Here is a 20,308-nt window from a genome sequence, read left to right on the forward strand (position 1 = left end):
GCCTTGACCCGCCCTACGGCGGACGCAGAAGGAATGCAATTGGTGAGTATGGATATCACGTCAGAATACCTGATCGCCCCCGGTGTCTCCGACCCGCGGCTCACGCGCGCGGTCACCGGCGTCGACCAGAACGGCGAGCAAAGCGAGATCGCCGTGGTCGAGGAACGCCCGCTGACCATCTTCCTGAATTCGCAGGAAATTGTCACCGCGATGACCATCGGCGACTACCCGGAATATCTGGCGCTCGGCTTCCTGCGCAATCAGCGGATGCTGCGCGACGAGGATGAAGTCACCCGCGTCGACTATGACGAGGACCTGGAAACCGTGGTGGTGCGCACCGCGGTGGAAACCAGCCACGAGGAAAAGCTGAAGAAGAAAACCCGCACGTCGGGCTGCGCGGTCGGCACCGTCTTTGGCGACATGATGGAGGGGCTGGAGGACGTGCGCCTGCCGCAGGTGGAAGTGAAAACCTCCTGGCTTTATGCACTGGCGCACAAGATCAACCGCACGCCATCGCTCTATCTGGAGGCCGGCGCCATCCATGGCACCGTGCTCTGCCGTCAGGACCGCACGCTGGTCTATATGGAGGATGTCGGCCGCCACAACGCGGTGGACAAGATCGCAGGCTGGATGCTGTCGGAGCAGGCGGAAGCTGCGGACAAGATCCTTTACACCACCGGCCGGCTGACCTCCGAAATGGTGATCAAGACCGCGATGATGGGCATCCCGGTACTGGCCTCGCGCTCCGGATTTACCGCCTGGGGCGTGGAAATCGCCCGCGAGGTTGGCCTCACCCTCATCGGCCGGATGCGCGGCCAGCGGTTCATCTGCCTGTCGGGCGAGGAACGTCTGATGCGCGACATGGACCCCAAGGACGCGCCGGTGGAAGAGAAGAAACACAGGCGGAAGAGTGCGGACGGGTAACCGGATTTCACGCGAAATCCGGCCCGGAAAACACGTGTTTTCCGGCGCGTGAGGAGAAGAGATGACAGAACAGAAGCCATTGGGCGTAATCCTCGCAGGCGGCCTCGCCACCCGGATGGGCGGCGGCGACAAGGGGCGGCTGCAGGTCGGCGGCCAAAGCCTGCTCTCCCGTGTTGTTGACCGCCTGTCGCCGCAGGTCGCGGGCCTGGCGTTAAACGCCAATGGCGATCCGGAGCGGTTCGCTGACCTGGGCCTGCCAGTCATTGCCGACTCAATTGAGGGTTTCGCCGGTCCGCTGGCTGGCGTTCTGGCTGGTCTCGACTGGGCGGCAGAGCAGGGCGCAGAGACCATCGTCACCGCCGCTGCCGACACGCCGTTCTTCCCGCAGGATCTGGTCACCCGGCTGACCGCAGCGTCCGAGGGCATGGATCAGCCGCTGGTGCTCGCCACCACCCCGCGCACCGGCGACGAGGCGCTGAAATCCGGCGGCGGCAAGCGCGTTAACCGGCACCCGGCCTTTGGCCTCTGGCCCGTGGCCCTGCGCGATGACCTGCGTGCCGCGTTGCATGACGGCTTGCGCAAGGTGGTCCTATGGACCGACCAGCACAACGGCCGCGAGGCGCTGTTTGAGGCCGATCCCTTTGACCCGTTCTTCAACATCAATACCCCAGAAGATCTGGCCAAAGCCGAGGCGCTCTTGAAATGAAAATCTACGGCGTCACCGGCTGGAAGAACAACGGCAAGACCGGGCTGATGGAGCGGCTGGTCGCTGAATTCTGTGCCCGCGGGTTCTCTGTATCCACCATCAAACACGCCCACCATTCCACTGATGTGGATCAGCCCGGCACCGACAGCCACCGCCACCGCCAGGCCGGCGCGTCAGAGGTGGTGCTGGCTTCCGCTGGCCGCGTCGCGATCATGCAGGAGCTGCGCGGTGCGGCCGAGCCGCCGCTGGCAGAGCTGCTGGCCCGCCTGAACCCCGTCGATCTGGTGCTGGTGGAGGGCTACAAGCGTGAACCGCACCCCAAGATCGAGGCCTTCCGGCAAGCTGCAGGCACCGAACTGATCGCGCCAAGGGATCCCAGCATCCGCGCTATCGCCAGCGACACAACGCTGGAGCTCGACCGCCCGGTGTTCGATCTGAACGACACGGCAGCGATCGCGGATTTCGTTCAGGCGGAATTGGGGCTGTGACCCCCTTTGATACCGTCCTGGCCGTCGACTGGTCCGCGGCCAAGCGCAAACCCCGGCGCCCCAGCAAGGACGCGATCTGGCTCGGAGTGGCGCGCGGCGGCATCGCAGAGCAGCCGGTTTACTGCCGCAGCCGGATTGAGGCAGAATCTTGGATCAGCCGCTTTCTTGCTGCGGAGCAGGCCGCAGGGCGGCGGGTGCTGGCAGCCTTTGATTTCCCCTTCGGATACCCGCGCGGATTTGCACGCCGGATCACCGGATCGAATGACCCCTTTGCCATATGGGCATGGCTGGAAGAACGGATCGAAGACGCACAGAACGGCAACAACAACCGGTTTGATGTCGCCTCGGAAATGAACCGGCAGTTTGCCGGCGCCGGTCCGTTCTGGGGCAAGCCGGACGACGCAAGCTGGCCGGACATTCCCTACCGCAAGGTCGGCTTAAGATATGAAGACGTCGCGGAACGGCGCCGCGCAGACTTGGCAGCCAAGGCGTCCTCCTCCTGTTTCCAGCTGTTCTTCAACCCAACGGTTGGCAGCCAGGTCCTGATGGGGCTGCCGGTGCTGCAGCGGTTGCGGCTCCGGCACATGGCTGCTGTCTGGCCTTTTCAAAACATTGCGGACGCGCAAATTGTGTTTGCAGAAATTTGGCCAGGGTTGATCGAACCGGCCGTCAAGGCCGCAATGGCTGTTGCCGGCCGGGATGAAATACGCGACCGGGTGCAAATGCGGCTGTTGTCGCAGGCGCTCAGCCGGCTGCCAGCACAGGAGCTGGCCGCAATGCTGGCTGCTGCACCTGACGAAGCACAAGAGGAGGCCTGGATATTGGGCACGGGTTTTGAAGACCGCTTGAACGCGCTGGCTGAGGATGAGGCAGAAGGGCTGACACCGCCGCCGCTCAGCAACGATTGTTTTGCGCTGCCTGCCGGCGTCGACTGGACCCCGGTGGATGACGCGCTGGCGTTGTTGCGGGACAGGCTGGGGCCGGTCACTGGTGCCGAGACCGTGCCGCTGGCAGACGCGCTCGGCCGGGTGCTGGCGGAAGACGCTGTGGCCAAACGCTCCAACCCGCCGCTGCCGAACACGGCGGTGGATGGATACGGCTTTGCCGGTGGCCGGGCAGCGGGGCCGCATGTGCTGCCGCTGGTGGAGGGCAGGGCCGCCGCAGGTGTACCCTTTGACGGTACCGTGGCTGAAGGCAACGCCATCCGGGTGCTGACCGGCGCCGCGCTGCCTGAGGGCGTGGACACGGTGATCCTGGAGGAAGACGTCAACACCGATGGGGAGCAGATTGCTTTCAATGGCCCGCTGAAACAGGGCGCCAACACCCGAAAGGCCGGCGAGGATGTCTGCGCGGATGAGGTCATCCTTCCCGCAGGCCGGGTCATTACCCCTGCCGATCTGGCCCTGGCCTCTGCTACAGGGCTGGCGGAGCTGACCGTGAGGCTGCCGCTGCGGGTGGGCGTGCTCTCCACCGGCGATGAGCTGGTCGAGGCCGGGGAACCTGCTGGCAAGGGCCAGATTTTTGACGCAAACCGCCCCATGCTGCTGGCGCTGATCCGTCAGCTGGGCTTTGTGCCGGTGGACCTGGGCAAGGCCGCTGACGACAGGGAAGCCCTGAGGCGGCATTTGGACAGTGCGGCGGCAAAAACGGATGTGATTCTGACCTCTGGCGGCGCCTCGGCGGGCGATGAGGACCACATGTCGGCGCTCCTGCGTGAGGCGGGGGCGATGCAGGAATGGCGCATCGCGTTGAAACCGGGCCGACCGCTGGCGCTTGGAATGTGGCAGGGCACGCCGGTTTTCGGGCTGCCGGGCAACCCGGTGGCGGCGCTGGTTTGCACATTGATCTTTGCCCGCCCCGCAATGGGGCTGATGGCGGGGGCGGGCTGGCAGGAACCGCAAGCGTTTGAAGTTCCGGCGGCATTCGAAAAGCGCAAGAAACCGGGCCGCCGCGAATACCTGCGGGCGCGGGTGCGGGACGGCAAGGCGGAGGTGTTCAAGTCCGAAGGCTCCGGCCGGATCAGCGGCCTCAGCTGGGCCGAAGGTCTGGTGGAACTCGGCGACGGCGCGGCTGAGATCAAGCCCGGCGATCCGGTTCGTTTCATCCCTTACGGCAGTTTCGCGATGCAGGCGTAGCGCTCCCGCCCGCGGCCCGGCGCATCGCAGATGCTTGCCCGCCGTTGGGCCAGGCGCCGCGCTGGCACGCGGCGCGCCACTGCCTGCTGCTTCTTTCTGGTCCTAAATACCCGCTCCGCAGCCGGCGGCCCGGCGGGGCCGCCCCCTCAGTCGAAGGTCCCGGCCACACGCCCCACCAGCATGAAGGCGCGGGCGGTGCGGGTATTGCCAAGCGCGGAAATCTCGCTATCGCTGGCCTCAGCCTCGAAATCCGCAAACATCTGGTCGAACCGGCGCAGGAAATGATGCGCCGCGTCGCGGAAGATCGGGTCCTGCTTCATCCGCGCCGCGGTCAGCGCCAGGGAGGTCCGGTCGCGCACGCCGCCAAGCGCTGCCACTGCCCGGCCGCGGGCGCCCTGGCCGAACTGGCGCCAGATCTCGGGCCGCGCCATGTCGGGGCGCAGGTCGTCCATATAGATGCCGTCCTGGCTCAGCAGAGTCAGCACGTCCTGCGCCGCCTGGATCACCTGAGCCGCCTTGCGGTCGCGCAGCGCTGCACGCAACGCCGCAAAACCTTCCGCGTCCTCGGCGGTTTCCGGGAAATTCAGCGCCCGGATGAATTGTTCGGCGGGCAAGGGCGGCGCAGTGTCTGCGGCCTGGGTGCCTAGCGCCAGCGAGCCCTGGTCAGCCGCCGTCATCTCTGCCGCCGCCTCCGGGATCGCCGGGCGCAGCGGGTTGGCGCGGCGGCTGGTGTGGAAGGTCGCCAGTGCGGTTTCGGTCTTGCGGGTGGCCTCGGCGATTTCCTCCAGCCGCTTGGCAACCGACGTCTCCGCCACTGCCGCATGCTGCTGCGACTGTGCCAGATAGCTCTGGCGCAACCCGTCAATGGCGGCCTGCAGCTGCTCGCTCTCTTCCCGCATCACCCGGGCTGAGCGCGCGGCAGAGGCCGCAACCCACAGCATTGCCAAGGGCAGCACCACTGCCAGCACGCTGATGATCAAATCTGCCCACTGCGAAAGCCCGGCATCTTCGGGCGCCAGCACAAATGCCCCGGTCACCACCAGCAGCCACAGTGCCCCCAGCCCGATGGCGGCCAGCTCCGCACCGCCCAGGCCATTGGCCGCAGCGGGGCCGTCAAGGCGGCGCAGCGGCTGGCTGCCGCCTGGTTTCTGGCCAGAGCCCGGACTGCTGCTGGAGCCTGTCATGACCTCGCGGCCTCCCGGATCAGGAATAGACGATCTTGAGAATCTCGTAGGCGCGCTCGCCGCCGGGCGTGCGCACTTCCACACTGTCGCCTTCGTCCTTGCCGATCAAGGCGCGTGCAATCGGGGATTTGATGTTAAGAAGGCCGGCTTCGATGTTGGCCTCATGCTCGCCCACGATCTGCCAGGTCTTTTCCTCGTCGGTGTCCTCGTCCACCACAGTGACCTTGGCGCCGAACTTGATGGCGCCGGACAGTTTGGCGGGGTTGATCACATCGGCCAGCGACAGGATGCCTTCGAGCTCCTTGATACGGCCCTCGATGAAGGACTGCTTTTCGCGGGCGGAATGGTATTCGGCGTTTTCCGACAGGTCGCCCAGTTCGCGCGCTTCGGCAATCGCCTGGATGATGGCCGGGCGTTCGACGGATTTCAGGTTCTTCAGTTCGCTTTCCAGCGCGGCGTGACCCGTGGGGGTCATCGGGATCTTTTCCATGTGATTGGTCCAGGTCGCTCTATTGTTCTTGTCAGTATGAAAACCGCAGCCCCGCAGCATGTGCCGCGGGGCCTCCGGTCCGGTTGACAAATACCTGACCCAATCCTGCGCCTGAATTCAAGTGGCCGCAGGGCTTTGCCGCACGCAATTCCGCCTAACGCGGCAGATTGTGCGGGTTTTCCACAGGTTTGCGCGGAAAAATGCCGCGGGCAGGGGAGCCGGACCTTGCCGCCAGCCACAGCAGATCAATCATATTGAACCGCCTCGTATTCGATGCCGTTCTCATCATGGAAGTAGAACCGGCGGCCCGGCTCATAATCGCCGTGGTTGATCGGCGTGAAGCCCGCGGCCTTTACCGCGGCCTCAGTGGCGTCCAGATCATCAACGATCACCGCCAGATGGTTCAGCCCGCCAATGATGCCATAGCTTTCCGGCGCTTGACCTGCTGCAGTGCGCGGGGTGTAAAGCGCGAGGTAGCTGTTTTCGCCGCCCACATGCACGGTGTAGCCGCCGTTTTTGGCTTCACCCTCCCAGCGCACATGCCAGCCAAAGATCTTTTCCATCCAGGCGGCGGTGCCATTGGGGTCTGCCACGGTGACATTTGCGTGTTCCAAAACTGCGCTCATTGAAAATCTCCTTCTCATCTTGAGCAAACCTGTTGATGCGACTCACCGTAATTCCTAAACCTAACTTTAGCTCAAGTAATTTCTTCAGGGAGTTTGCCATGCCCCAGTCCGCAGGCATTTCCATCGGCTACCTGGCCGAACGCACCGGCCTCGCCGTGTCCGCGATCCGCTACTACGAGGCGCAAGGCCTGGTGGAGCCTTGGCGCAACACAGGCGGCCAGCGCCGCTTTCACCGGGCCGACATCCGGCGGCTCAGCTTCATCATGATTGCGCAGCAGTTCGGCTTCTCGCTGCCGGAAATCCGCGGCTTCCTGCGCAGCCTGCCGGGCAGCCGCACACCGACCAAGGACGACTGGGCCCGCATTTCGGAAGACTTCCGCAGCCACCTGGACCAGCGAATCGAAACTCTGGTCAAACTGCGCGACAATCTGGACGGCTGCATAGGCTGCGGCTGTCTTTCGCTTCCGAATTGCAAACTTTACAACCCTGAAGACCGGGCGGCACAGAAGGGGCAGGGACCCCGGTATCTTATGGGAGACCGGCCTGAGACAGAGGCTGAGGCGGAAAATGATCCTTGAGTGACGAAAATGGACGCACTTTTTGTCTCAGTTGCCTGTTTTACAGGTGTTTGACGCGGAGTTTGGATTGACCCATGGGGGCGCCAAACGATAAGCACCGCGAAAGAAAATTGCGCCCGCAGTGTGTTGTGGGGCCGGTAGCGAATAGAAAGCCAAGGAGCGCCGCAAATGGCCGAGATTGAACGCGAAGCGATGGAATACGACGTGGTGATCGTCGGGGCCGGCCCTGCCGGTCTGTCTGCGGCCATCCGCCTGAAACAGCTGGACGCCGACCTGCAGGTCGTGGTCCTGGAAAAAGGCTCCGAAGTCGGCGCGCATATCCTGTCCGGCGCGGTGCTGGATCCGTGCGGCCTGAACGCGCTGATCCCCGACTGGAAGGAAAAGGGCGCGCCGCTGAACGTCGAAGTGAAGGAAGACAACTTCCTGATGCTGGGCGAAGCCGGCCAGGTCCGCATCCCCAACTTCCCGATGCCGCCGCTGATGAACAACCACGGCAACTACATCGTCTCCATGGGCAACGTCTGCCGCTGGATGGCGGAGCAGGCCGAGGAAATGGGCGTCGAGATCTTCCCGGGCATGGCCTGCTCTGAGCTGGTCTATGGCGACAACGGCGAAGTCAAAGGCGTGGTTGCCGGTGAATTCGGCAAGAACCCCGACGGCACCCCCGGCCCGGCTTATGAGCCCGGCATGGAACTGCACGGCAAATATGTCTTCCTGGGCGAAGGCGTACGCGGCTCGCTCTCCAAGGAAGTGATTGCCAAATACGGCCTTTCCGACGGCAAGGAGCCGCAGAAATACGGCGTCGGCATGAAAGAGATCTGGGAGATCGACCCGGCCAAGCACAAGGAAGGCACCGTCACCCACACCATGGGCTGGCCGCTGGGCTCCAACGCGGGCGGCGGCTCGTTCATCTATCACCTGGACAATAACCAGGTTTACGTGGGCTTCGTGGTGCACCTGAACTACAAGAACCCGCACCTGTTCCCCTACATGGAATTCCAGCGCTTCAAGCACCACCCGGTTGTTGCCGACCTGCTGAAGGGCGGCAAGCGCGTGGCCTACGGCGCCCGTGCGATCACCGAAGGCGGCTGGCAGTCGATGCCGAAACTGGTCGCACCCGGTGTGGCGCTGCTGGGCTGCTCCGCAGGCATGGTCAACGTGCCACGCATCAAGGGCAACCACAATGCGATGCTGTCGGGCAAGGCCGCGGCCGAAGCCGCCTTTGACGCGATCAAGGCTGAGCGTTCGGGTGACGAGCTGACCGCCTATGAGGCGGACGTGCGCGACGGCGCCATTGGCAAGGACCTCAAGATGGTCCGCAACGTCAAGCCGATGTGGTCCAAATGGGGCCTCACCGCGTCGCTGGCGCTGGGCGGCCTGGACATGTGGACCAACAACCTGTTTGGCTTCTCCTTCTTCGGCACCCTGGGCCACGGCAAGAACGACGCCCAGTCGACCGAGGAAGCCTCCAAGCACAAGCCCATCGACTACCCCAAGCCCGATGGCGTGCTGTCGTTTGACCGCCTGACCAACGTCAGCTTCTCGATGACCAACCACGAGGAAAGCCAGCCCTGCCACCTGCGCCTGGGCAATGAGGACACTCCGATCTCGGTCAACCTGCCGAAATTCGCGGAACCGGCGCAGCGCTACTGCCCGGCCGGCGTCTACGAGGTGGTCGAAAAGGACGGCAAGCCGGAGTTCGTGGTGAACTTCCAGAACTGCGTCCACTGCAAGACCTGCGACATCAAGGACCCGTCGCAGAACATCACCTGGACCACGCCGCAGGGCGGCGACGGCCCGAACTACCCGAACATGTAATGGGATCTGCGCTGCAGCAGGAGATTCTCGATTTTGCAGCGCAGTATTCATGCCGGAAACTCAAAGGCGTCGAACAGCATGATCTGTTCGGCGCCTTTGGCTTGGAAGGAGACGATGCAGACGAATTCCTGGAGGCTTTCTCAAAGCGGTTCAGCGTAGACCTGTCAGGCCTTCGCTGGGAGTTCCACTACAACGCTGATGAGCCGCCCGGCAGGCGGCGCGTGCTGCCGCTTGATGCGTCTGGCAAGGTCATCCCCTACCAGCCGATCACTCTGGAACTGCTCGAAAAAGCGGTTCTGGCTGGCAAATGGGGCTATGACTACCCGGAGCACACGATCAAGGACTTGGGGTTTGCCGCTCACCTGCCTGATTGGCGGCATCTTGCGGCAGCTGTGCTGCTTGGCCTGTGCTGGGCTGTTTTCTGGTAGGCGAAGGGTCGCGCAAACCGGCAGAGGCGGCTTCACGCACGCGTTATTTTATTGCACAAGGCTTGAAAACTGACAGCAGCGTGACCCAACGCCCATTGCGCGTTAACCGTCACGGGACTACGCTTCAATTCAGGCAAGAGCAGTAAACCGTAAGGGGGTCCCCAGTGCCCGTATCCATTCTTCGCACCCTGTCCTGTGCGGCCCTGATGGCCGCCGCCGCCGCACCCGCCGTGCAGGCCGAAGGACTGGCGGGATCCTACCTGGCCGGACGGGCCGCCACCTATGACAGCGACTTTGCCGCTGCGGCGCTTTATTACACCCAGGCGCTGGCGCGCGACCCGCAAAACCCGCTCTTGATGGAAAACGTGGTGTTCGCCCAGCTCGCCATGGGCAAGGCGGAGCTTGCCGTGCCAGTGGCCGAACGGCTGCGCCAGACCGGCGCCCGCAGCCAGGTGGCCAATATCGTCAGCGCCGGCGGCCTTGCCGCCAAGGGTGACTACCAGGCGATCCTGGACCGCGACCTGGAACGGGACGCCATTCACCCGCTGGTGGATGGCCTGCTCGAAGGCTGGGCGCATGTCGGCGCGGGCTCCGTCTCCAGCGCACTGGAAAGCTTTGACCGGCTCGCCAAGGACGGCAGCCTGAAACCCTTCGTGCTCTATCACCGCGCCCTGGCGCTGGCCTCCGCCGGCGACTACGGCGGGGCGGAAGCGCTGTTTGCCGAAGAGAACGGGCGCCTGGCCACCCTCAGCCGCCGCGCTGCGGTGGCGCGGGTTCAGATCCTGTCGCAGCTCGGCCGCAATGATGACGCCCGCGAGGCGCTGGCCGCCGCCTTCGGCAGCAGCCTCGATCCAGGGCTCGAGGCGCTGGATGCACAGCTCGCCGCTGGGGAAACCCTGGCCTATACCATCGCCCCCAGCCCGCAGGACGGCATTGCCGAGGTGTTCTTCACCCTTGGTGCGGCGCTGAACGGCGATACCGCCAATGACTATGTGCTGATGTATGCCCGCATGGCGGCTTCGCTGCGCCCGGACCATGTGGATGCGATCCTGCTCAGCGCGGGCCTGCTGGACCAGCTGGGCCGGTATGAGCTGTCGGTTGCCACCTACAAGCAGGTGCCAAGCAGCCACCCCGACTATCACGCCGCCGAAATGGGCCGCGCCGAGGCCCTGCGCCGCGCCGCCAAGCCGGACGCCGCCATCGAGGTGCTGGAGAAACTGGCCCGCGACTTCCCTGAACAGCCCAGCGTCTACATCAGCCTTGGCGACCTTCTGCGCCAGCAGGAGGACTACGCCGCTGCCGCGCGCGCTTATGACAAGGCGCTGGACAAGACGCCGGAGGATTCTTCCAGCCGCTGGTTCCTGTTCTATGCCCGCGGCATCTGCCACGAGCGCCTGGATCAATGGCCGCAGGCTGAGGCTGACTTCCGCGCCTCGCTGGAACTGGATCCAAACCGGCCGCAGGTGCTGAACTACCTCGGCTATTCGCTGGTCGAGAAAAGCAGCAAGCTGGACGAGGCGCTGGACATGATCGAACGCGCCGTCGCCGCGCGCCCCGACTCCGGTTTCATCGTCGACAGCTTGGGCTGGGTGCTCTACCGCATGGGCAAGTTTGACGAGGCCGTCGCCCATATGGAACGCGCCGTGGAGCTGATGCCGGTGGACCCGGTGGTCAACGACCACCTGGGTGATGTCTACTGGGCCGTGGGCCGCGCGCGCGAGGCGGAATTCCAGTGGAAGCGGGCGCTCTCCTTCATCGACCCTGAGGACACGGATGGCGAAGCGGACCCCGAGCGCATCCGCCGCAAGCTGGAGGTGGGCCTGGACGCGGTGCTGGCCGAGGAAGGCGCGCAGCCCCTGAAGGTCGCCAATGGCGGCTGAGGTCGCGGCACCCGCCAAGATCAACCTGACCCTGCATGTGACCGGCCGCCGCGAGGACGGCTATCACCTGCTGGATTCGCTGGTGGTCTTTGCGGACACCGGCGACCGCTTGCGGCTTGAACCGGGACAGGAACTGTCGCTGCAGGTCTCCGGCCTGTTCGCAGCGGGCGTGCCCGCGGATGAGCGGAACCTGGTGTGGAGAGCCGCCGCTGCTGCGGGCTGGACCGGCAAGATCAGCTTGGACAAGCAGCTGCCCCACGGCGCCGGCATAGGCGGCGGCTCGTCCGACGCTGCGGCGGCCTTGCGCGCAATTGCCAGCCAGGGCGGCAGTATCCCCGAAGAATTGCCGCTGAAACTGGGTGCCGATGTGCCAGTCTGCATGGCGGCACGGGCGTCCCGGATGCGGGGCATCGGCGAACAAGTGATGCCGGTGGACCTGCCGGACCTGCACGCGCTGCTGGTCAATCCGGGTGCACATGTCCCGACAGGGGCCGTGTTCTCTGCGCTTGCTTCGCGCTACAACGCTCCGATGCCGCAGGACATCCCTGCTTTCACGTCAGGTGAAGACTGCGCCGCCTGGCTAGCCGAACAGCGCAACGACCTGGAGGTTCCGGCGATCACCGTTGCGCCGGAAATCGGCCGGGTTCTGTCGGACCTGCGCAGCTCCCGCCAGGCCTTGCTGGCCCGGATGTCCGGCTCCGGCGCCACCTGCTTTGCGCTCTATCCTACGAAAAAGGCCGCCCATATGGCGGCCTATGAGATCGGGGCGGAACATCCCGAGTGGTGGTGCAGTGCGGTCACCCTGACCTGACCCGCCACTCTGCGGACAGGGCTCTCCCGCCCGCGGAGCGGCGCATCGAAGATGCGTGCCCGCCGTTGGGCCTGGCGCTGCGCTGACACGCAGCGCGGCATCGTCTTGCCGCTTCTTTCTGGTTGAAAATACTCTGGGGTGAGCGCCGCAGGCGCGAGGGGCAAAGCCCCTCCCGCGTATCAGTTCAGCCGCGACACTACGTAGTCCGCCAGATCGCTCAGCATGGTGCGGATTTCGTGATCGGGCAGCACCTTCAGCGCCGCTCGCGCCTTGGCAGCCCAGCCATGGGCATCCTCACGGGTGGCTTCCAGCGTCTTGTATTTTGCCATCAGTGCCAGCGCCTGTTCCAGGTCGCCGTCTTCCTGCTTACCCTTCTCGATGGTGCGGGTCCAGAACGCGCGCTCCTCATCTGTCGCCTGCGCCACCGCCTTGATCACCGGCAGGGTCAGCTTGCGCTCGCGGAAGTCGTCGCCGACGTTCTTGCCGGTCGCCTTGCTGTCGCCCTGGTAGTCCAGCAGGTCATCGGCAATCTGGAAGGCAATCCCCAGCGCATCGCCATAGTCAAACAGCGCCTTCACCTGCTCCTCGGGTGCGCCGGCAATCACCCCGCCCACTTCGGTCGCAGCCGAGAACAGCGCCGCGGTCTTGCCGCGCACCACCTGCAGATAGACGTCCTCATCTGTCTTCAGGTTCGACGCCGCGGTCATCTGCAGCACCTCACCCTCGGCAATGGTGGCAGAGGCGTTCGCCAGAATGTCCAGCACCCGCAGGCTTTCCGTCTCGACCATCAATTGGAAGCTGCGGGCAAACAGGTAATCGCCCACCAGCACGGAACTCTTGTTGTCCCACAGCAGGTTCGCCGTGGGGCGCCCGCGCCGCTGGCCGCTTTCATCGACCACATCGTCATGCAGCAGGGTGGCGGTGTGGATGAACTCCACCGTTGCCGCCAGTTTCAGGTGATGGTCGCCCTCGTAACCGCAGAGCCGCGCCGCCGCCAGCGTCAGCATCGGCCGCAGCCGCTTGCCGCCCGCCTCGACCAGATGTGCGGTCACTTCAGGGATACGCGGCGCGTGTTTGGAGGCCATCCGGGTGCGGATCAGCGTGTTCACCGCGTCCAGTTCCTGGCTCAGCGTTGCGGCCAGCATCTCATGCGGTTTCCTGGTCATCACTTGGTCCATCACTTTCCCGCTCGCAAGTCTCGACAAGGGGGACGCCTTGCCCTTAGATCCATCCCCATGAAAGAGCTTCTGCGCAGCACCGATCCGACGATCATGGCCTTTGCCTCCGCCCTCCTTGAGGGAGAGGATATAGACTGCTTTCAAATGGACGTAAATATGAGCATCCTGGAAGGCGGGATTGGAATTTTCCCGCGCCGTCTGATGGTTCACGAGGATGACTATGACGACGCGCTTGTGGTGATGCGCGACAACGAAATCCCGCTCGGGCGATGAGGCCTGCACGATGACCGGCTTCCCTGAAGATGAGCTGACCCGCAACGGTTTCCTCGGCGGCAGGGTGCAGCTGTGGCAGCCAATGCGCGGCTACCGCGCCGGGGTGGACCCGGTGCTGCTGGCAGCCGCCGCTCCCGCGCGGGGCGGGGAAGCGGTGCTGGAACTGGGCTGCGGCGCAGGCCAGGCGCTGCTGTGCCTGGGGGCGCGGGTGCCGGGGCTGTCACTGGCCGGGGTGGAGCTGCAGGCGCCCTATGCGGATCTGGCCCGCCGCAACGCCCAGGCCAACGGTCAGGATATCGACGTCTTCGAGGCCGACCTTTCTGCCCTGCCGGAGGCATTGAAACAGCGCCAGTTTCACCACGTCATTGCCAATCCGCCGTACTACAAGGCGGGTGCCCACAGCCAAGCCCACGACGACGGCCGCAAGCTGGCGCTGGGAGAGGGCACACCGCTGGCGGACTGGATTACCGCTGCGGCCCGCCGCCTCGCCCCCAAAGGCTATCTGCACATGATCCAGCGGGCCGACCGGTTGCCGGACATGCTGGCCGGATGCAGCGGCGTTCTGGGGTCCATAGAGGTGCTGCCGCTGGCGCCGCGCCAGGCCCGTGCGGCAGAGCTGGTGATCCTGCGGGCACGCAAGGGCGGACGGGCGGATTTCCGGCTGCACGCGCCGCTGATTCTGCACCAAGGCACCCGGCATGACCGTGATGGAGACAGCTACCGCGCGGAAATCAGCGCCATCCTGCGCGACGGCGCGGCCTTGCCCTGGCCCGCCTGAGGCACTTTTTCCGGCCGCGCAAACTTAGGAGCGGTGCTTGGCGGATTCAACCTTTGGCGAATCCAAATCTGCTGGTTTCTGCAAAAACGCGCTCTGCCCTGCGGCAAAATGCGCGGCGCATAGCCGATATGAAAATTTCATGACAAAAATCGTGCGGCTGCAGCGTGACAGATGCTGAAACATGTGCTCCACTCTTCAGGTCAAACACATCTAGCTCAAAGAAGGAGGGTTACCATGAGCCTCAGCTCGCATCTGACCGAACTTAAGAAGAAGCACGAGCATCTGAGCATGGAAGTGGAACAGGCCCAACGATCGCCCAGTACCGACGATCTGGAAATCGCAGCAATGAAAAAGCAAAAGCTGAAGCTGAAGGAAGAGATCACACGCCTGACAGCTGAAGCCGTCTGAAGAGTTCCCGCCGGGGCATAGCCCGGCACAGTCAACAGGAGGGCCTGCCACAGCGGCGGCCCTCCTTTCGTTTCAGGCCCTACTTGCTGGCACTGGCCCGCGCCGCGATCAGCGCGCCGCCGGTGATCAGCGCTGCCGCCAGCGCCAGCCCCCAGGAGGCCGCGGCAATCCCCGCCAGAACCAGGATCAGCGTGGACAGCAGGGGTGCCGCATATGAACTGGTGCCAAGCATCTGAATGTCGCCCTGCTTGACGCCGATATCCCAGACGTAAAACGCCAACCCGACGGGGCCGAGACCCAGCAGCAGGGTGGAGGCCCAGCCCAAAGTGCCCGCGGGCCACACCGTTTCCTCCAGCGCGAAATGCAGCCCCCAGGAGGCCGCGGCAGTGGTCAGGCAGAACACCGCAACCGAACTGGTCGGCGCCCCGCCCACCAGCCGCGACAGCACCGAATAGCCGGACCATGTGAGCGCGCACAAGAGCGCCAGCCCGTAGCCTGGCAGATACTGCGCCTGAAACCCCTCACCGCCGCCGGAAATGATCGTGGCTGCCCCGGCAAAGCCCAGGCCTGCGCCGATCAGATGCCCCGCTTTCAGCTTCTCGCCGGGCAATAGGCCGGAAAACAGCACGATCAGCAACGGCCACAGGTAGGCGATCAGCCCTGCCTCTGCCGCCGGGGCCAGCCGCAGCGCCGAGAAGTAGAGCGCGTGATAGCCAAAGAGGCCAATCGTGCCAAAGATATAGACCCGCACCGGCACATGGCGCAGTTGCCCCAGCTTGCCTGACGCTGCGGTCCAGATGATCCCCAGCGTGCCGCCAATGGTGAAGCACAACGCGTTCAACAGCAGCGGCGGGGTGGGCTCTGATCCAACTGTCAGCAGCGCCAGCAGCGCCCATAGCAATACAGCGATGAAGCCAATGGCGGTCGCGCGGGTCTTGGTCATTGGGATTGGAGATCCTGAATCGGGATAATCTTGATGTCGCCCCACATATGCGCGGTTTTCTCGATCTCCGCAAAGTACCACTCGCGGAAGGCCGCAATCTGCGGCCGGTCCTTCGCTTCGGGCAGGCACAGGAAACGGAACCGCGCGTCGGATTGAATGGCGATCTTAAAGGGCGCCACCAGCCGTCCCTCGCGCACGTCCTTGATAATCAGCGGCCGCCGCCCCAGCGCCACGCCCAGCCCCGCGCAGGCGGCGTCGATGGCATGATCGGGGGCGGAAAAATGGGTGCCGCTGGTGGGGCTGAAGCCTACCCCTGCCGCCTGGAACCAGGTTGGCCAGTCGCAGCCCGGCGCCACCTTACTGATGGAATCGTCAAAAATCAGCGGCGCGTTCATCAGCGCTTCAGGGGTGGGGAATTGCTCATGCATCTCCGGCGTCATCACCGGTGTCAGCCAGTCGGGCCGGGTGCCATAAGACGCAAGACCTACGTCGTCCGAGACGCCAAAGCGGATCGCCACATCCACATCGCCGCGGCGCAGGTCCACCACCTTGAGAGAGGCCGACAGGCGCAGCTCGATCTCCGGGTGGCTGCGGGCAAATTCGAACAGCCGCGGCGCCAGCCATTTCGCCGTCAGCGCAGGACCCGCCGTCACCGTCAGCGTGGTCTCATCCAGCAGCCGCCGGGTGCTTTGCCAGGCCTGCCCCAAGGTGCGGAAACCCTCCGCCGCGCCGGGGGCCAGTGTCTCGCCCGCCTCGGTCAGCTCCACCGCACGGTTCAGGCGGCGGAACAACGGCTGGCCCAGATGCTCCTCCAGCGACTTGATCTGAAAGGACAGCGCCGCCGGGGTCACGTTCAGCTCCTCCGCTGCCTTGGCAAAGGACATGTGGCGGGCAGCGGCGTCAAAGGCGCGCAAAGCGGTGAGGGGCGGCAGGCGGTCAGTCATGTTCGCATAAGTACAGCTTAACTGAACCTCTGCAAAGTCTCGTTTGTGTGTTTGACGGAACGTCCTCATATTGGTTGCAGGTAAAGGATACTGATCTGAGAAGGAGGCCGAATATGCTGGAATATACTGCTGATGCCGCCGTCAAAGCCGCGATGGCCCGTGCCCACGCCGAGCGGGGGCAGGTGCTGAAACAGGCCTGGACCTGGCTGTTCGGCAAGCGGCCGGTGCCGGTCCTCCGCCCCAAGGTTTCCCGCTGGGCCTGAGCGCGCAAGCGTCCTTACGGGATAGGAAAAGGGCCGGTCCATCTGGACCGGCCCTTGCCGTTTCTGCTGATGAATTGGATCAGACGAAGAACTGCGCGCCGTTGGCGGAGATGGTCGAGCCGTTGATGAAGCCCGACTCGTCAGACGCCAGGAAAGCCACGCAGCGGGCGATCTCTTCCGGCTCACCCAGGCGGCCGGCCGGGATCTGGCCGATGATCGACTCGCGCACCTTCTCCGGCACTGCCATCACCATTTCGGTGGCGATATAGCCGGGGCAGACCGCATTGGCGGTGATGCCGGCGCGGGCGCCTTCCTGGGCCAGCGATTTCACGATGCCCAGGTCGCCTGCCTTGGTCGCGGCATAGTTCACCTGCGCGAACTGGCCTTTCTGGCCGTTGATCGAGGAGATCACGATGACGCGGCCGAACTTGCGCTCGCGCATGCCGGGCCAGACCGGGTGCACGGTGTTGAACACGCCGGTCAGGTTGGTGTCGATCACTTCCTGCCACTGCTGCGGCGTCATCTTGTGGAACGGCGCGTCGCGGGTGATGCCGGCGTTGGCCACCACGATGTCGATCGGGCCCACTTCCTCTTCGACCTTGGCGATGCCCGCAGCGCTGTCTTCATAGCTGCCGACGTTCCACTTGTAGGTCTTGATGCCGGTTTCCTCGGTGAATTTTGCCGCGGCTTCGTCATTGCCGGCATAGGTCGCAGCCACATTGCAGCCCTGCGCCTTCAGCGCCTGGGAAATCGCTGCGCCGATGCCGCGGGAACCGCCGGTGACGAGTGCAGTACGTGCCATTCGAGAATCCTCCAGTATTGGTCACTTGGTAATCTTGCTACAGTTTTCACTGCCGGGGAGCAACAATATTGCGCGGTGAATTTGCTGCGGTGCCGCGTATAAATTGTCGCACCCGCCGCGCCGGTCTTGCTGCAGTTGCATTATAGCTCTGGAATGTAAAAGAAAAAGGACGCCGCGAGGGCGTCCTTCATTTTTTGCGGTTTTGCGCCGATTACGGGCGTTCGACGCACATCGCAACGCCCATGCCGCCACCGATGCAAAGGGTGGCCAGGCCCTTTTTGGCGCCGCGGCGTTTCATTTCGAACAGCAGCGTGTTCAGCACCCGGCAGCCCGACGCGCCGATCGGGTGGCCGATGGCAATGGCGCCGCCGTTCACGTTCACAATCGACGGATCCCAGCCCATGTCCTTGTTCACCGCGCAGGCCTGGGCGGCAAAGGCTTCGTTCGCTTCGACCAGATCCAGGTCATTCACCGACCAGCCGGCCTTCTCCAGCGCCTTGCGCGAGGCATAGACCGGGCCGACACCCATGACCGACGGGTCCAGGCCGGCAGTGGCGTAGGACGCAATGCGGGCCAGCGGCTCGATGCCGCGGCGTTCGGCTTCATCGGCGCTCATCAAGAGGGTCGCGGCAGCGCCGTCGTTCAGACCGGAGGCGTTGGCTGCGGTGACAGAGCCGTCCTTGGTGAAGGCCGGGCGCAGTTTCTGCATCGCTTCCATGGTGGCGCCGTGGCGGATGTATTCGTCCGCATCCACTGTGATATCGCCCTTGCGATGCTTGACGATGAACGGGGTGATCTCATCGGCGAACTTGCCCGCCTTCTGCGCCGCTTCTGCCTTGTTCTGCGAGGCGACGGCAAACTCGTCCTGCATCTCGCGGGAGATCTGCCACTGCTCGGCCACGTTCTCCGCGGTCTGGCCCATGTGGTAGCCGTTGAAGGCATCCCACAAGCCGTCGCGGATCATGGTGTCGATGTACTTCATGTCGCCCATTTTCTGGCCCGCGCGCAGATGCGCGGCATGGGGGGACAGGGTCATGTTTTCCTGGCCGCCGGCCGCCACGATGGAGGCATCGCCCAGCTGGATGTGCTGCGCGCCCAGTGCCACGGCGCGCAGGCCGGAGCCGCAGACCTGGTTGATGCCCCAGGCGGCGCTTTCCTTGGGCAGGCCGGCATTGATGTGTGCCTGGCGGGCCGGGTTCTGGCCCTGCGCCGCGGTCAGCACCTGGCCGAGAATGGTTTCGGACACTTCGGATTTGTCCACACCGGCGCGTTCCACCACAGCTTCCAGCACCGCGGCGCCCAGGTCATGGGCCGGGGTGTTGGCGAACGAGCCGCCAAAGGAGCCGACGGCGGTGCGCGCGGCGGATGCGATTACAACATTGGTCATTATTTCTGGTCCTCTGCCATCAAGTCAGGTCTCCGGGAAAGCTTGCTGCCTGCGTTTCGCTCCGACGCGCAAGAATCTTTCCCGATCACTCCGGGTACCGACATAATCTATTGCTGCACGTGCAGCAATTGACAGCCTGTCTCAGGGGGTGCGGCAGAGTCAACCGCGAGATACGTCCCGGGCTGCAGGATTTCCGGCACTTGGCTGCGGTGATGCTGCAAAGCAGCAACCGCGCTGGCCGCAACCGGGTCGCGCAGGGGCAGCAAAGCCGTTGAAAAGACAGGTATTGCTTGATTGCGGCGGCGGGTGGCGGAAGTCAGCCCGCTTTCTTGCCCTGCTTCATATCTTCGATCCAGGGCGGCGACACCGAGGGGGCGCCGAACAGGTAGCCCTGCAGGCAGTCGACGCCGTTTTCGACCAGAAACTCCGCATCCGCCTGGCTTTCCACCGATTCCGCAACCACGAACATGTCGAACTGCTTGGCAATGCCGATCAGGGCGCGGACCACTGACTGGTTGTCGTGGCTGGCGTGAATGCCGCGCACGAACTGGCCGTCAATCTTGACCGCGTCAAAGAAGAACTGGCGGAAATGGCCGATCGCAGTGGTGCTGGCGCCAAAGTTGTCGAGCGCAAAGGCAATCCCGTGCTGCTGCATCCGGCCCATGAAGTCGGTCACCAGCTCCGGTGCGGCCATGGCAGAGGCCTCGGTGATTTCCAGCACCAGCCGTTCGCCCAGGGTGCCGTCGCGCTTCAGGAACCGGTCCAGAACCTTGTGCCAGCGCTGATAGCCGATGGAGCGTGCGGACATGTTCACCGACAGGCGGATTTGCGGGTATTTTTCCAGCGCCTTCAGCCCGTGCTGCAGCGCCAGGCAATCCATCTCGCGGCCGATCTCCTTGTCCTCGACCACATGCATGAATTCGCGCGCCGGAATCACCCGGCCGGTCGGATCCAGAACCCGGATGTAGCCCTCGTAAAAGGCGACACCATGCGGCGCCATTGCCTGCATGACAGGCTGATAGGCCAGCACGGTCTGATTGTGCCGCACCGCCTCGTCGACCATGTCCAGTGTCGAACGGTCGCGCCCGGCTACCGCTGCGCTCAGCGGGTTTTCAGCGCCTTCGGGGAGATCTGCCTTGGCATGTCGGTTTGTCATGTGCTGCTGGAACCCTGATTGCGGCAAGTTGAGGACAGTATGATGCTCCCCGCAGGTTGCCGCAAAAGGGTTGAGGCAGGATTAAAGATCAAATTTGAACGATCTGCC

At 64.3% G+C, this 20,308-nt stretch carries 23 protein-coding genes; 13 read left to right on the plus strand and 10 right to left on the minus strand.

The genetic code is table 11. The features are described from left to right. Positions 1–48: 48 nt before the first annotated feature. The 4 genes from RA25_RS16705 (at position 49) to RA25_RS16720 (ending at position 4,253) form a co-directional block, all read left to right on the plus strand. Positions 49–924 (plus strand): formate dehydrogenase accessory sulfurtransferase FdhD, encoded by an 876-nt coding sequence (locus RA25_RS16705; RefSeq protein WP_241477435.1) that lies wholly within the window; start codon positions 49–51, stop codon positions 922–924. 61 nt (positions 925–985) lie between these two features. Continuing rightward, a complete protein-coding gene (mobA, locus tag RA25_RS16710; RefSeq protein ID WP_039173851.1) occupies positions 986–1,630 on the plus strand; it encodes a molybdenum cofactor guanylyltransferase MobA in 645 nt (214 codons plus the stop codon). Beyond that, positions 1,627–2,118 (plus strand): molybdopterin-guanine dinucleotide biosynthesis protein B, encoded by a 492-nt coding sequence (gene mobB, locus RA25_RS16715; RefSeq protein ID WP_039173854.1) that lies wholly within the window; start codon positions 1,627–1,629, stop codon positions 2,116–2,118. The genes mobA and mobB overlap by 4 nt, the downstream gene beginning before the upstream one ends. After that, the gene (locus RA25_RS16720) at positions 2,115–4,253 is read left to right on the plus strand and encodes a molybdopterin-binding protein (protein WP_039173856.1); all 2,139 of its coding nucleotides are present in this window, start codon (positions 2,115–2,117) and stop codon (positions 4,251–4,253) included. Before mobB ends, RA25_RS16720 begins: the two co-directional genes overlap by 4 nt. Before the next feature lie 146 nt (positions 4,254–4,399). Here the strand turns inward: RA25_RS16720 and RA25_RS16725 are convergent, their stop codons facing one another. The 3 genes from RA25_RS16725 to RA25_RS16735 form a co-directional block, all read right to left on the minus strand. After that, positions 4,400–5,437 carry a hypothetical protein gene (locus RA25_RS16725; protein ID WP_039173858.1) on the minus strand — a complete coding sequence of 346 codons (1,038 nt, stop codon included), beginning with the start codon at positions 5,435–5,437 and terminating at the stop codon, positions 4,400–4,402. A 19-nt stretch (positions 5,438–5,456) separates the two neighbouring features. Beyond that, positions 5,457–5,927: a transcription elongation factor GreA gene (gene greA, locus RA25_RS16730; RefSeq protein ID WP_039173961.1), complete on the minus strand. Its 471-nt coding sequence runs from the start codon at positions 5,925–5,927 to the stop codon at positions 5,457–5,459. 245 nt (positions 5,928–6,172) lie between these two features. Next, entirely contained in the window at positions 6,173–6,553 is a 381-nt protein-coding gene (locus tag RA25_RS16735; protein WP_039149331.1) for a VOC family protein, read from the minus strand. 98 nt (positions 6,554–6,651) lie between these two features. On the opposite strand from RA25_RS16735, the gene soxR reads away from it, so the two are divergent. The 5 genes from soxR to RA25_RS16760 all read left to right on the plus strand — a co-directional run bounded on the left by soxR (position 6,652) and on the right by RA25_RS16760 (position 12,068). Further along, entirely contained in the window at positions 6,652–7,131 is a 480-nt protein-coding gene (gene soxR / locus RA25_RS16740) for a redox-sensitive transcriptional activator SoxR (RefSeq protein WP_019297113.1), read from the plus strand. Positions 7,132–7,299: 168 nt separating this feature from the next. Then, positions 7,300–8,949 carry an electron transfer flavoprotein-ubiquinone oxidoreductase gene (locus tag RA25_RS16745; RefSeq protein WP_039149328.1) on the plus strand — a complete coding sequence of 550 codons (1,650 nt, stop codon included), beginning with the start codon at positions 7,300–7,302 and terminating at the stop codon, positions 8,947–8,949. After that, positions 8,949–9,377 (plus strand): DUF1493 family protein, encoded by a 429-nt coding sequence (locus RA25_RS16750; protein ID WP_039173859.1) that lies wholly within the window; start codon positions 8,949–8,951, stop codon positions 9,375–9,377. The genes RA25_RS16745 and RA25_RS16750 overlap by 1 nt, the downstream gene beginning before the upstream one ends. A gap of 164 nt (positions 9,378–9,541) precedes the next feature. Beyond that, positions 9,542–11,257, plus strand: coding sequence for a tetratricopeptide repeat protein (locus RA25_RS16755; RefSeq protein ID WP_029204900.1), 1,716 nt, complete (start codon positions 9,542–9,544; stop codon positions 11,255–11,257). After that, entirely contained in the window at positions 11,247–12,068 is an 822-nt protein-coding gene (locus tag RA25_RS16760; RefSeq protein WP_039149325.1) for a 4-(cytidine 5'-diphospho)-2-C-methyl-D-erythritol kinase, read from the plus strand. The genes RA25_RS16755 and RA25_RS16760 overlap by 11 nt, the downstream gene beginning before the upstream one ends. A gap of 179 nt (positions 12,069–12,247) precedes the next feature. Here RA25_RS16760 and RA25_RS16765 read toward each other — a convergent pair whose 3' ends face one another. Continuing rightward, positions 12,248–13,246, minus strand: a complete 999-nt coding sequence (locus tag RA25_RS16765) for a polyprenyl synthetase family protein (RefSeq protein WP_039149322.1) — start codon at positions 13,244–13,246, stop codon at positions 12,248–12,250. A 57-nt stretch (positions 13,247–13,303) separates the two neighbouring features. On the opposite strand from RA25_RS16765, the gene RA25_RS16770 reads away from it, so the two are divergent. Together RA25_RS16770 and RA25_RS16775 are read left to right on the plus strand one after the other, a co-directional pair. Beyond that, positions 13,304–13,519 (plus strand): putative signal transducing protein, encoded by a 216-nt coding sequence (locus RA25_RS16770; protein ID WP_019297107.1) that lies wholly within the window; start codon positions 13,304–13,306, stop codon positions 13,517–13,519. A 10-nt stretch (positions 13,520–13,529) separates the two neighbouring features. Continuing rightward, positions 13,530–14,297 carry a tRNA1(Val) (adenine(37)-N6)-methyltransferase gene (locus RA25_RS16775; protein ID WP_039173861.1) on the plus strand — a complete coding sequence of 256 codons (768 nt, stop codon included), beginning with the start codon at positions 13,530–13,532 and terminating at the stop codon, positions 14,295–14,297. Positions 14,298–14,321: 24 nt separating this feature from the next. Here the strand turns inward: RA25_RS16775 and RA25_RS23135 are convergent, their stop codons facing one another. Next, positions 14,322–14,480 carry a hypothetical protein gene (locus tag RA25_RS23135; RefSeq protein WP_206539699.1) on the minus strand — a complete coding sequence of 53 codons (159 nt, stop codon included), beginning with the start codon at positions 14,478–14,480 and terminating at the stop codon, positions 14,322–14,324. A 51-nt stretch (positions 14,481–14,531) separates the two neighbouring features. Here RA25_RS23135 and RA25_RS22475 point away from each other — a divergent pair, with 51 nt between their 5' ends. Next, complete coding sequence (locus RA25_RS22475) at positions 14,532–14,705, plus strand: YdcH family protein (RefSeq protein WP_019297104.1); 174 nt, start codon at positions 14,532–14,534, stop codon at positions 14,703–14,705. A 79-nt stretch (positions 14,706–14,784) separates the two neighbouring features. On the opposite strand, the gene yddG is transcribed toward RA25_RS22475, so the two are convergent. Together yddG and RA25_RS16785 are read right to left on the minus strand one after the other, a co-directional pair. Next, entirely contained in the window at positions 14,785–15,648 is an 864-nt protein-coding gene (gene yddG, locus RA25_RS16780) for an aromatic amino acid exporter YddG (RefSeq protein WP_039173863.1), read from the minus strand. Beyond that, complete coding sequence (locus tag RA25_RS16785; protein ID WP_039173865.1) at positions 15,645–16,592, minus strand: transcriptional regulator GcvA; 948 nt, start codon at positions 16,590–16,592, stop codon at positions 15,645–15,647. Before RA25_RS16785 ends, yddG begins: the two co-directional genes overlap by 4 nt. 113 nt (positions 16,593–16,705) lie before the next feature. On the opposite strand from RA25_RS16785, the gene RA25_RS23045 reads away from it, so the two are divergent. Beyond that, a complete protein-coding gene (locus tag RA25_RS23045; RefSeq protein WP_019297101.1) occupies positions 16,706–16,855 on the plus strand; it encodes a hypothetical protein in 150 nt (49 codons plus the stop codon). A 79-nt stretch (positions 16,856–16,934) separates the two neighbouring features. On the opposite strand, the gene phbB is transcribed toward RA25_RS23045, so the two are convergent. The 3 genes from phbB to RA25_RS16800 all read right to left on the minus strand — a co-directional run bounded on the left by phbB (position 16,935) and on the right by RA25_RS16800 (position 20,200). Further along, positions 16,935–17,657, minus strand: coding sequence for an acetoacetyl-CoA reductase (gene phbB, locus RA25_RS16790; RefSeq protein ID WP_019297100.1), 723 nt, complete (start codon positions 17,655–17,657; stop codon positions 16,935–16,937). A gap of 211 nt (positions 17,658–17,868) precedes the next feature. After that, positions 17,869–19,044, minus strand: coding sequence for an acetyl-CoA C-acetyltransferase (locus RA25_RS16795; protein ID WP_019297099.1), 1,176 nt, complete (start codon positions 19,042–19,044; stop codon positions 17,869–17,871). Between the two features lie 316 nt (positions 19,045–19,360). After that, positions 19,361–20,200 (minus strand): EAL domain-containing protein, encoded by an 840-nt coding sequence (locus RA25_RS16800; RefSeq protein ID WP_019297098.1) that lies wholly within the window; start codon positions 20,198–20,200, stop codon positions 19,361–19,363. Positions 20,201–20,308: the final 108 nt, after the last annotated feature.

Source organism: Leisingera sp. ANG-S5 (assembly GCF_000813925.1).
Lineage (GTDB): Bacteria > Pseudomonadota > Alphaproteobacteria > Rhodobacterales > Rhodobacteraceae > Leisingera.